This window comes from Streptomyces sp. NPDC058145 (genome assembly GCF_042884245.1).
In the GTDB taxonomy this organism is placed as follows: Bacteria; Actinomycetota; Actinomycetes; order Streptomycetales; family Streptomycetaceae; genus Streptomyces.
Window position 1 is genome coordinate 90,895 of the sequence record NZ_JBHVUH010000014.1, and the last position, 11,645, is coordinate 102,539.

The 11,645-nt window shown below is 72.3% G+C and carries 10 protein-coding genes; 4 read left to right on the forward strand and 6 right to left on the reverse strand.

From position 1 onward, the window contains the following. Window positions 1-144: 144 nt before the first annotated feature. From ACFVVO_RS29380 to ACFVVO_RS29395, 4 genes are all read right to left on the reverse strand, one after another. Window positions 145-954, reverse strand: a complete 810-nt coding sequence (locus ACFVVO_RS29380; RefSeq protein WP_390058867.1) for a hypothetical protein — start codon at window positions 952-954, stop codon at window positions 145-147. Window positions 955-1,115: 161 nt separating this feature from the next. Further along, window positions 1,116-2,084, reverse strand: a complete 969-nt coding sequence (locus ACFVVO_RS29385; RefSeq protein ID WP_390058869.1) for an N-acetylmuramoyl-L-alanine amidase — start codon at window positions 2,082-2,084, stop codon at window positions 1,116-1,118. A 355-nt stretch (window positions 2,085-2,439) separates the two neighbouring features. Then, complete coding sequence (locus tag ACFVVO_RS29390) at window positions 2,440-3,090, reverse strand: class I SAM-dependent methyltransferase (protein WP_390058871.1); 651 nt, start codon at window positions 3,088-3,090, stop codon at window positions 2,440-2,442. A gap of 224 nt (window positions 3,091-3,314) precedes the next feature. Continuing rightward, window positions 3,315-5,057, reverse strand: coding sequence for an MFS transporter (locus tag ACFVVO_RS29395; protein ID WP_390058872.1), 1,743 nt, complete (start codon window positions 5,055-5,057; stop codon window positions 3,315-3,317). A 235-nt stretch (window positions 5,058-5,292) separates the two neighbouring features. Here ACFVVO_RS29395 and ACFVVO_RS29400 point away from each other — a divergent pair, with 235 nt between their 5' ends. After that, entirely contained in the window at window positions 5,293-5,832 is a 540-nt protein-coding gene (locus tag ACFVVO_RS29400; RefSeq protein WP_390058874.1) for a SigE family RNA polymerase sigma factor, read from the forward strand. A gap of 26 nt (window positions 5,833-5,858) precedes the next feature. Further along, window positions 5,859-6,590 carry a hypothetical protein gene (locus ACFVVO_RS29405; RefSeq protein ID WP_390058876.1) on the forward strand — a complete coding sequence of 244 codons (732 nt, stop codon included), beginning with the start codon at window positions 5,859-5,861 and terminating at the stop codon, window positions 6,588-6,590. A gap of 1 nt (window position 6,591) precedes the next feature. Here the strand turns inward: ACFVVO_RS29405 and ACFVVO_RS29410 are convergent, their stop codons facing one another. Continuing rightward, complete coding sequence (locus ACFVVO_RS29410) at window positions 6,592-7,230, reverse strand: response regulator (RefSeq protein ID WP_390058878.1); 639 nt, start codon at window positions 7,228-7,230, stop codon at window positions 6,592-6,594. Between the two features lie 217 nt (window positions 7,231-7,447). On the opposite strand from ACFVVO_RS29410, the gene ACFVVO_RS29415 reads away from it, so the two are divergent. Beyond that, window positions 7,448-9,016: an alpha-L-arabinofuranosidase B gene (locus ACFVVO_RS29415; protein WP_390058880.1), complete on the forward strand. Its 1,569-nt coding sequence runs from the start codon at window positions 7,448-7,450 to the stop codon at window positions 9,014-9,016. Here ACFVVO_RS29415 and ACFVVO_RS29420 read toward each other — a convergent pair. Further along, a complete protein-coding gene (locus ACFVVO_RS29420) occupies window positions 8,994-10,271 on the reverse strand; it encodes a sensor histidine kinase (RefSeq protein WP_390058881.1) in 1,278 nt (425 codons plus the stop codon). The two genes, ACFVVO_RS29415 and ACFVVO_RS29420, sit on opposite strands and share 23 nt — an antisense overlap. Before the next feature lie 239 nt (window positions 10,272-10,510). Here ACFVVO_RS29420 and ACFVVO_RS29425 point away from each other — a divergent pair, with 239 nt between their 5' ends. Next, window positions 10,511-11,368, forward strand: a complete 858-nt coding sequence (locus tag ACFVVO_RS29425) for a MaoC/PaaZ C-terminal domain-containing protein (RefSeq protein WP_390058883.1) — start codon at window positions 10,511-10,513, stop codon at window positions 11,366-11,368. Window positions 11,369-11,645: the final 277 nt, after the last annotated feature.

Consider the following 11,645-nt stretch of genomic DNA (forward strand, 5'->3'; position numbering starts at 1 on the left):
GACGGCGTTCACCCGGCGGTGTTCGACTCCGGCGGACCGCCTGACTTCTGACGGCGCGTCAAATACTTTCTCGCAGAGGGCCGTACGGCGACGGCCCCCCGCCCGGAAGGGCGAGGGGCCGTGCACGGGGGTACGGGTGGCGGCTCAGCCGCGCTGGATCCCCGAGGTGTCCTGCAGAACGCCGCGGCGGCCGTCCTGGGTCTGCGCCACCAGCGCGGCACCGCGCTGCTCGACGGCGAGATACCAGGTGCCGGGCGCCAGTTCGGCGATCGGCGTCGCGCTGCCGTCCTCGGCGAACAGCGGGCGGGTCGCCGGTACGGCGAACCAGAACGGCGAGAAGTCCCCGCCGGCCGGCTGCGGAGCGGGGGCCGCCGGAGCGGGGGCCTGGCCGTACGGCTGGCCCGGCTGCGGCTGGGCACCGTAGGGCTGACCCGGCTGCGGCTGGGCGCCGGGGTAGCCGTAACCGCTGGGCGGCTGGGCGCCGTAGGGCTGCGGGGCGGCCGGCTTGGGAGCCGGGACCAGCGCGGCCTGCAGGGCCGGGACGAGCGGGGTGGCGATGGCGGCGGCGGCCAGCAGCAGAGCGGCGATGAGACCGAGGATGAGTCCGGAGCCCGCGCCGACGTTGAGACTGTCGAAGCTGTCGCTGAACGAACCCAGCGGGTCGATGATGGTCCAGAACGAGGTCCACGCGGCGAAGACGGTCAGGGCGACGCCGACCTGACCGAGGTCGAGCCCGATGACCTTGCGCGGCTGCGGGAGCGCCCGGGCGACGACGATCAGGACCGCGCCGGCGATGCCGCCGACGTACATGCTCATCACCAGGCCGAGGTTGTCCCAGGCGTTCGGGGCGCCACTGCCGGACTTGTCGAACGTGTCGAGGAATGACGCGATGAACAGCAACACCGCTGCTCCGATCACCACGCCGTCGCCTCGAGTGAGGGAGCGGATATTCACTTCAGCAGGTCCTTCGTAGGTCGTCTCGTCGTCGGAGGAGGCGTCGCTGTCACCAAGTCGTTTCCAGGTCCCGGTGTGAAGCGCAGGGGTGGCCCCTCATCGTAGGGACGACACTATCGTCCGCACGATCACACTGTCCGCCCGGATGGACCTGCCGATCGCTACCCGCGCAGGAAACTCACGATTCCCTCAGAGATTCCCTGCGCCGCCTTCTGCCGCCAGGCGCCGCTGGTCAGCAGCGCCGCGTCCTTGGTATCGCGCATGTTGCCGCACTCGATGAACACCTTGGGAACCGTTGACAGATTGAGACCGCCCAGGTCCTTCCGCGTGACGAGACCGGTGCCGTCGCCGACGTAGTTGGAGGGCGGCTCGCCGGTGAGCCGCAGAAACCGGCCCGCGATGCGCGTGCCCAGGTCCTCGGAAGGGCCGGCGATGGGGCGGGTGTCGGCGCCGCCCGCGTGCACGGACGCGGGCAGGATGACGTGGAAGCCGCGGTTGCCCTGCGCCGAGCCGTCGGCGTGGATCGAGACGGCCGCGTCCGCGCGCGCCGTGTTGCCGATGCGGGCACGTTCGTCGACGCACGGGCCCCAGGGCGGGGAGTCGCCGTCGTGTGTCAACTTCACGGTGGCGCCCTGTCGTTCCAGCAGTGTGCGCAGCCGGTGTGCCACGTCCAGCGTGAACCGGGCTTCCGGATAACCCGAGTTGGTGGAGGTGCCGGTGGTGTCGCACTCCTTGCGGTTCGTGCCGATGTCCACCTGGCGGTTGATCTCGGAGGGGTGCTGGAAGTTGCCGGGGTTGTGGCCCGGGTCGATGACGACGACCTTGCCCTTGAGCGGGCCGGAGGCGGCGGGGGCCGAACTGCCCGCCGCCGGGCCCGGATCCTTGGCGTCGTGGGTGGAGTCGCCGGTCCGCGAGGGCGCGGCCGGCGGTGCGGACGCGCGGACGGAGGAGGAGGCGGCGGGAGAGGCGGAGCCCGCGCCGCCGGAGGACCCGCCCGAACCGCCCACCGTCTCGTACACGAGCCAGCCGAGCAGTGCGCCGGGCACCAGGGCGGCGAGCGCGACGGTCAGCGGTCCGCGCCGGGGACGGCGCGGCTGCGGGGGATCGAAGTCCGGTCCTACGTACGACACGCCTGCCACCTTAGGGCCTGTCCGGCGGATGAGGCCGCAGGTGAGCCACGGCGGCTGATCAACGCGGGTGAGCGGGGCCCGGTGCGTCCAGCCGCAAGGCGGAGGAGGGCGTCGACGCGATGGGGGCATCCCCGCGCGAGCGAACCCGGGCGTGCGGGAGTCGGCAACCGACGACAACGCCGGTGGGGGCGCCGTCCGCTCGCGCGAACCCGAGCGTGGGGGAGGACGTGCCATGCCCCGCGTCTGCGGCGTGATCCGCCGGACGGGCCCTGACCGCCGTGCGGGGCGCTCTTATGGCCGCGGGGTCGGGTCTCACTGGGTGAGCGCCCCGGGCACCGCCGGGAACCGCGCCGGGTCAGATCCCCGGGCCGGTCCGCCGCAGCACGCGCAGCGACCCGGTCACGGCGGTCTCGGTGAACGCGCCCGATTCCAGGGCCCGCAGGTAGACCCGGTACGGCGCCTGTCCGGTGAACTCGTCCTCGGGGTCCGGGAAGACGTCGTGGATGACGAGGAACCCGCCCTCGGCGACGTGGGGCGCCCAGCCCTCGTAGTCGGCGGTGGCGTGCTCGTCGGTGTGGCCGCCGTCGACGAAGACGAGGCCGAGCGGGGAGTCCCAGATCGCGGCGATCTGCGGGGAACGGCCGACGAGGGCGACCACGTGCTCCTCGAGGCCCGCCCGGTGCAGGGTGCGGCGGAAGGCGGGGAGCGTGTCCATCAGGCCGATCTCGGGGTCGACGGTCTCCGGGTCGTGGTAGTCCCAGCCCGGCTGCTGCTCCTCGCTGCCCCGGTGGTGGTCCACGGTCAGCGCGGTGACGCCGGCCTCGCGGGCCGCGTCCGCGAGCAGCACGGTGGACCGCCCGCAGTAGGTGCCGACCTCCAGCAGCGGCAGCCCGAGCCGCCCTGCCTCGGCCGCGGCCGCGTACAACGCCAGCCCCTCGTCCGCGGGCATGAACCCCTTCGCCGCCTCGAACGCGGCCAGGATCTCGGGCTTGGGTGCCGCGGGCATGGGGGTTCCTCTCGGTCGTACTCGGTGCGGTCGTACTCGGTCACACCCGGGCGGGGGGCCTTCCGGGCGCCCCATGCTGCCGCACCCCCTGCCGGGCGGCGACGGGGGGTGGGTATGGCGTGCCTCTCGGGCGCCCGGGGCCTCTCGGGCGTCCGGGCTTGCTCGGGCGTCCAAGGCCTCTCGGGCGTCCGGGCTCTCTCGGGCGTCCGGGCCGGGCGTCCGGGTCAGGCGCCGGCCGTCCCGCCAGGCAGGGGCAGGTCCACGTCGACGGGGCGGTCGTCGCCCGCGTGCGTCGCGGCCGAGGCCAGCGGCCCGTGCCCGGCGGCCTTGGCGGCCAGCACGTACGGTCCCTCGGTGGGGACCACGAGGGCGTAGGAGCCGTCCTCTCCGGAGAGGGTGGCCCCGGCCTGGCGGCCCCGGCGGTCGATCAGGGTGACCTTGGCGCGGGCGACCGGGGTGCCGTCGGCGTCCAGCACCCGGCCGCGGAAGCCGCGCAGGACCTCCTCGGCGTGCCGGATGCCGGCCTCCTCCTCGCTGCTGGCGCGCAGTTGGGTGTGCTGGGCCGGGCGGGGCGCCCTGGGCAGGAACACCGCGAGCAGCAGGCCCACCGCCACGGCGGCCGTGGCGATGAGGAAGGAGACGCGGAAGCCGTGCATGGTGGGGATCGCGACGCCGCCCACGTCGTTCGCCGTGTTGGCCAGCACCATGCCGATGACGGCGCTGGAGACGGAGGTGCCGATGGACCGCATCAGGGTGTTGAGCCCGTTGGCGGCGCCGGTCTCCGAGGCCGGGACGGCGCCGACGATCAGCGCGGGCAGGGAGGAGTAGGCGAGGCCGATGCCGGCGCCTAGGACGACCGAGGTGACGATCGTCTGCCAGGCGGCGTCCATCAGGCCGAGGCCGCCGCCGTAGCCGATGCCGATGATCAGCAGGCCGGTGATGAGGGTGGTCCGCGGGCCGTAACGGGCCGACAGGCGGGCGTACACCGGCGCCGTGAACATCATCGTCAGGCCCAGCGGAGCCACGCACAGGCCCGCGACCACCATGGACCGGCCGAGGCCGTAGCCGGTGGCGCTGGGCAGCTGGAGGAGCTGGGGCAGGACCAGCGAGACGACGTAGAAGCTGACGCCGACCATGATCGAGGCCAGGTTGGTGAGCAGCACCTCGCGGCGGGCGGTGGTGCGCAGGTCGACCAGGGGCGCCTGGACGCGCAGCTCGTACAGGCCCCACAGGGCGAACACGGCGACGGAGGCGCCGAACAGGCCGAGCGTCGTACCGGAGGACCAGCCCCAGTCGCTGCCCTTGGTGACGGGCAGCAGGAGCAGCACCAGGCCGGCGGACAGGCCGAGCGCGCCGAGCAGGTCGAAGGAGCCCTTGGCGCGCATCTGGGACTCGGGCACGACGAGCAGGGTGAGGGCGATGGCGAGCACGCCGAGCCCGGCCGCGCCGTAGAACAGGGCGTGCCAGTCGGTGTGCTGGGCGACCAGGGCGGCGGCGGGCAGGGCGAGGCCGCCGCCGACGCCGATGGAGGAGCTCATCAGGGCCATGGCCGAGCCGAGCCGCTCGCGCGGCAGCATGTCCCGCATCAGGCCGATGCCCAGCGGGATCGCGCCCATGGCGAAGCCCTGCAGGGTACGGCCGACGATCATGGTGAGCAGCGTGCTGGTGACGGCGCTGACCAGGGCGCCCGCCACCATCACGGCGAGGCTGAGGATCAGCATGCGGCGCTTGCCGTAGAGGTCGCCGAGCCGGCCCATGATCGGGGTGGCCACGGCGCCGGACAGCAGGGTCGAGGTGAGGACCCAGGTGGCGTTGCTGGGAGCGGTCGCCAGTAGTTGCGGCAGGTCCTTGATGACCGGCACCAGCAGGGTCTGCATCACCGCGACCACGATGCCCGCGAAGGCGAGCACCGGGACCACGGCCCCGCTCGCCCTCCGGCCGGGCTGGTCGGTCGTCGTGTGCGTCATTGAGTTCGGCCTCCCGGGTGACATGAGTGCCGGGTAAACCTCGTATGCACGGGCAACTATTCCGTTGCTTCGAGCCCCTAACGAATCCTTGACCCGTCCATGGGTTTCTGACCTCCCGTCAGTGGCCACGGCACCGCTGTCGGGGGCGCCGGCCGCGGCGTTTTCCGGGAATCTTGCCCGGGCAGGCAACGATCCGGGCCGCCCATGGACTCCTTTTGACATCTAGGAGGTGCTCATGGGGGAACGGAAGCAGGCTCGGAACGAGGAGTTCCAGAGCTTCATGACCGGCCGCTGGCCGCGGCTGATGCGTACGGCATATCTCCTCACGGGGGAGCAGCACGCCGCCGAGGACCTGGTCCAGTCGACGCTCGAGCGGGCCTTCGTGGCCTGGCGCAGGGTCGGAGCGGCCGACGATCCGGAGGCATACGTACGGCGCGTGATGATGAACCTGCACGCGCGCAGGCACCGAAGGAGCCTGAAGGAGTTCCTGGCGCCGAGGGACGACTCGGGTCTGGTGCGCGAGGTGGCCGACACCGGCGACCGGATCGCCCAGGCCGACGACCGCAGCGCCCTGCTCACGGCTCTCGCCGCACTGCCCACGCGGCAGCGGGAGGCGGTGGTCCTGCGCTACTGGGAGGACCTGACGGAGACGCAGGTGGCGGAGGCGATGGGCTGCTCGGTCGGCACGGTCAAGAGCAACGCCGCCAAGGGGATCGCGAAACTCCGGGCCATACCGGGACTGGCCGACATGGTGACGCACGGAGGGCGGAAGTGATGAGCGCGGACCGGGAGAACCACGACATGACACAGACGGACATCGCCCTCCTCCTCGCGGACGCCGCGGACGAGGTCGAGATCGGTATAGCCCCCGTCCAGGCGGTCATGCGCGCCGGCCGGCGGCGCAGGGCGCGGCGCTGGGCGGTCGCGGCCGCCACGGCGGTGGTGCTGGCGGGATCGACCGGGGCGACGCTGGCGGTCACGGGGCTGCCGGGCGGCGGCCGGCACGACAAGGGAGCCACCGTGGCGACCCAGGTGCGGCACGCGGACTGGCCGCACCTCACGGAGGTGGCACGGGGCACCGATCACGGAGCAGGGTGGCGGGTCGAGGTCTCCGTGTGGGACCCGCCGCGGGACAAGGCGGAGGCGGACCGGCAGCTGGAGGCGATGAGGAGGTACGGGATCGATGCGCGAGTGCTGCCCGAGCGCTCGCATCTGGTCGGCATGACGTCGCACTACGCGAGCCTGTACTACGGCGACGAGCCCCTGCGGCCGATCATGTTCGACACCGGTGAGCGGCGTGACTACGTGGCCGGATCGGCGGCGGTGATCCCGCTGGCCGGGAAGAATGTGGACGGCGCCCTGCGGCTGGTGGTGGGCACGGTCGACAAGACAGCCCGCCAGGTGAGGCTCACCTGGAAGAACGGCGACAGCACGGTCGTCCTGCCGCACGCGGCGGCCGGCTCCCCGGTCGACTATTTCGTCGGCGTGGCCCCGGCGGGGACGAGCTACCTGGCCTCGAAGGTGATCATGTAGCTCACAGCCACCCCTGCTGCCGGGCCTCCCGAACCGCCTCCGCGCGGTTGCGGGTGCCGGTCTTGCCGATCGCCGAGGACAGGTAGTTGCGGACGGTGGACTCGGACAGATGGAGCCGGCCGGCGATGTCGGCCACCGTCGCCCCGTCCACCGACGCCTTCAGTACCTCGCACTCACGGGCCGTCAGCGGATTCGGTCCGGCACTGAGCGCGGCCGCGGCCAGCGCCGGATCGACCACGGTCTCCCCGCCGAGCACCCGCCGGATCGCCGCGGCCAGTTCCTCCACCGGTCCGTCCTTGACGAGGAACCCGGCCGCGCCGGCCTCCATGGCCCGGCGCAGATAGCCGGGCCGGCCGAAGGTGGTCAGGATCAGCACCCGGCAGCCGGGCGCCTGTTCCCGCAGCACGGCCGCCGCGTCCAGGCCGCTGATGCCGGGGAGTTCGATGTCCAGCAGGGCCACGTCCGGCCGGTGCAGCAGCGCCGCCTCCACGATCGCGTCGCCGGTCGACACCTGGGCGACCACATCGATGTCGTCCTCCATGCCGAGCAGCAGGGCGAGGGCCCCGCGCATCATGCCCTGGTCCTCCGCGAGCAGGACTCGGATGTCGTTCACGGGCCAAGGGTAGCCAGAGCCGCTCATAAACACTCCCCCTCGTTCGGTACCGCAGGGGTTGACGGCCCCTCAGTAATACGCAAACAATCGCCTCTGCATTTCCGGTAATTGTTCGGTATTTCGACGGCTGAATTGGTTCGGTATTTCGGTCGAACGATGTCCGGTATACCGACCGGCCGCTCACGCACCACCGCTCACCAGGTACGGAATCCGCACTGCCCCCACAACCGACCGAGGTGCACCCGTGATCCCCACTCCTCCGCGCTCCCACCCCCGGCGGCTGAGAAGCGCCGCCCTCTCCGTCCTCGCGGTCTGCGCCGCCCTCGCCGCGCTGCTGCTCGGCACCGGCGCCCCGCCCGCCGCCGCCGCGAGTTCGCTGCCCTGCGACGTCTACGGCACCGCCGGAACGCCATGCGTCGCCGCGCACAGCCTCGTCCGCGCCCTGTACTCCTCCTACAACGGCCCGCTGTACCAGGTGCAGCGCGCCAAGGACGGAGCGAAGACGAACATCGGCCTGCTGTCCGCCGGCGGATACGCCGACGCGGCCGCCCAGGACTCCTTCTGCTCCGGCACCACGTGCGTCATCACCGAGATCTACGACCAGTCCCCGCGCCACAACGACCTCACGATCGAGGGCGCGGGCGGGGCCGGCGCGGCCGACGTGGGGGCGCCCGCGGACGCCCTTCCGGTGACGGTCGGCGGCCACCAGGTCTACGGCCTGGAGATCTCCGCCGGCATGGGCTACCGGGACAACTCCACCTCCGGCGTCGCCGTGAACGGGCAGGCCGAGGGGATGTACATGGTGACCTCCGGCACCCACGTCAACAACCGCTGCTGCTTCGACTACGGCAACGCCGAGACCAACAACATGGACACCGGCAACGGCCACATGGACGCCATCAACTTCGGCACCGAGTGCTGGTTCGCGCCCTGCTACGGGCAGGGCCCCTGGGTACAGGCCGATCTGGAGAACGGGCTGTTCCAGTCGGACGCCGGGTACAGCAGGAACACCTCGAACACCGGCACCGGACCCATACCGTTCGTGACCGCGCTGCTGAAGAACAACGGGCGGAACCATTTCGCGCTGAAATACGGCAACGCCCAATCCGGCGGACTCACGACCACCTATTCCGGTGGTGAGCCAACCGCCGGCGGCTACTCCCCGATGCACCAGGAGGGCGCGATCGTCCTCGGCACCGGCGGCGACAACAGCAACGGCTCCATCGGCTCCTTCTTCGAGGGCGTGATGACCTCCGGCATCCCGACGGACGCCGCCGACAACGCCGTCCAGGCCGGCATCGTCTCCGTCGGCTACGGCGGCCCGACCGGCAGCACCGGGTCCCTGACGCCCGGCTCGGAGATCTCGCTGCGCGCGACGACCTCCTGCTGCACCACCGAGTACGTCCGCCACCAGAACGACGCGGCGGTCATCTCGGCGGTGACGTCGGGCAGTTCCGCCCTCGACAAGAGCGACGCGACCTGGATCGTGCGCCGGGGACTGGCCGACGCCTCGTGCGTCTCCTTCGAGTCGCGGAACTACCCCGGTGACTTCCTGCGCCACTTCGACTACCGGCTCCAGCGGCAGCCCATGGACGGCGCCGCCCAGTTCCGGGCCGACGCCACGTTCTGCCCGCAGTCCGGCAGAAGCGGCACGGGCACCTCGTTCGCCTCGTACAACTACCCGACGCGGTATCTGCGCCACTACGACCACAACGTCTACATAGCGAGCAACGGCGGTTCCAACGCCTGGGACAGCAGCACCTCGTGGAGCGACGACGTGAGCTGGGCGGTCAGCTCTCCCTGGGCGCCGTAGCCGCCCCGACGGCAGCCGTCCCGGCCGGCTGCACCGGGAGTTCGGCGGTGACCGTGAAGCCGCCGCGCGGCGCCGGGCCGGCCCTGAGGGAGCCGCCCGCCGCCGCGAGGCGCTCGGTCAGGCCCGTCAGCCCGGTGCCGCCGATGCCCTCCGCGGTACGGGGGGCGGCCCCGCCGGTGCCGTTGTCGGTGACGGTGAGCCGCACCTGCTCGACGGCGCTGGCGATGGTGATCTCGCAGCGGGTGGCGTCGCTGTGCCGGACGACGTTGGTGACCGCCTCGCGCACCACCCAGCCGAGCAACGCCTCGGTCGCCGGGGCGAGCGGAGTCCCGGACCGGCGCACCACCGGCTCCACGCTCGCCGCGGACAGCGCCGAGCGGGCCCGGGCCAGCTCGGTGGCCAGGCTGCCCTCGCGGTAGCCGGTCACCGCCTCCCGGATCTCGGTGAGGGCCTGCCGGCCCACCGACTCGATGTCGCCGATCTGGGTGAGCGCCGCGTCCATGTCGCGCGGGGCCAGCCGCCGGGCGGCCTCGGACTTCACCACGATCACCGACAGGGTGTGGCCGAGCAGGTCGTGCAGATCGCGGGAGAAGCGCAGCCGCTCCTTCTCCACCGCCCGCCGGGCCAGTTCCTCCCGGGCGGCGCGCAGTTCCCGCACGGCCTCGGACAGGCCGAGGATCGCGGCCGTCACCATGCTGGACAGGAAGGTCGCGTAGGCGATGTTCGTGGCGTCCGACCAGCCGCCGCGGACCGCGGAGACGGAGCCCGCGTACACCGTGAGGAGCAGGCCGACGCGGCCCAGCCACGGACCGCGCAGGGTCGCACCGGTCGCGAGCCCGAGCAGCGGGAAGAACATCAGCCAGCTGCCGCCGTACCCGAGACCCAGGGCCGTGGTCAGCAGGCCCATCAGCAGCAGCGCCACCCGGGTGGAGGGCGCCCGGCGCCTGTCCCGGTCGAAGGAGCGGAAGGTGACGTAGATGTACAGGGAGTTGAAGGTGAGCAGGCCCAGGCCGCCGATCCAGGGGTTCGGGGTCTCGCCCTGGAGCAGGTTGGAGAAGGACCCCAGGCCCATCAGCAGCCAGGGCAGCAGGGAGAAGCCGGTGGGAGGTGGCCCCGGGTGGTCGACGGCCGCGTCCCCGCCGTTCTTCCGCCCGGCCCGCCGCGCGGCCCGGAAGCGCTCCATGTCCGCCCGCCGGCGGGACCGCGCCTCGCGCAGTTCCCGCAGCGGGCCGCTTGCCCGTGCCCACCACGACATGTCTCTCGTCCCCCGATCGAATGGTCACCGTCCCGCGGCGGCGGTACGACGGCCAGCGTACGAACCGAGCGCCCGCTCACGGCAGGTCCGCGCGTACCGACTCCGGCAGGACGAATGTCATGGGTGCCGATCCGGCACGGCATCGCAAGCCTTCACAACCCATGAGTGCTCGGCTATACAGAGGGCGCCGGACTGGAACGCGTTCCAGTCCGGCCGGTCGACCTCAGCTCAGGAGTCCCATGCCCATCGACGCGGCCAAGGCCCTCGCCGCCGAACCCCGTTCCGGCGAGATCACCTGGACCACCAAGGACGTCCAGCTCTACCACCTGGGCATCGGCGCCGGCATTCCCGCCACCGACCCCGGCGAGCTGCGCTACACCCTGGAGTCCCGGCTGCACGTCCTGCCGAGCTTCGCCACCGTCGCGGGCGGCGGATCGCCGGGAGTGATCAGCGGCCTGTCCATGCCGGGCATCGAGGTCGACCTGGCCCGGGTCCTGCACGGCGGCCAGTCCCTCACGGTCCACCGCCCCGTCCCGGTGCGGGGCACCGCCACCGCCACCTCCCGTGTCGCCGGCCTGTACGACAAGGGCAAGGCGGCCGTCCTCGTGCTGCGCACCGACGTCGCCGACGCCGACGGCCCGTTGTGGACCAGCGACGCCCGGATCTTCCTGCGCGGCGAGGGCGGCTGGGGCGGCGACCGCGGCCCCTCCGCCCGCCCCGCCCCGCCCGAGGGCGAGCCCGACCGGACCGTCGACCGGCCGATCCGCGAGGACCAGGCCCTCCTCTACCGCCTCTCCGGCGACTGGAACCCGCTGCACGCCGACCCCGAGTTCGCCAGGGCCGCCGGGTTCGATCGGCCCATCCTGCACGGCCTGTGCACCTACGGAATGACCCTCAAGGCGGTCGTCGACACGCTGCTCGGCGGCGAGGCGAGCCGGGTGCGGTCGTACGCCACCCGGTTCGCGGGAGTGGTCTTCCCGTGGGAGACGCTGCGGATCCGAATGTGGCGGGGGGAGGGCGCCGTCCGGGTGGCCGTGAGCGCCGCCGACCGGGACGAGGCACCCGTCCTCGCGGACACCGTCGTCGAACACTCCTGAGAAACGAAGGAGGGGCTCCCCGTCGTACGACGGGAAGCCCCTCCTCATCCATTGCCGTCAGGCAGCCGCCTCGACGCTCTGCTCGGCCGGCCTGCGGTGACGCCCATGCGGAGCCGTCTCGCCGTCCTGGGCCGCAACCGGGCCCCGGTGCCGGCCATGGCCGTCCGCGTTCTGAGAGTCGGCAGACAGCGGCTGAGTCGTGCTGGTGTCGCTCATCGGAAGAATTCACCCCGTCAACATGATCTTTTACAGCCGGACGAGTGTAACCAACCCACCT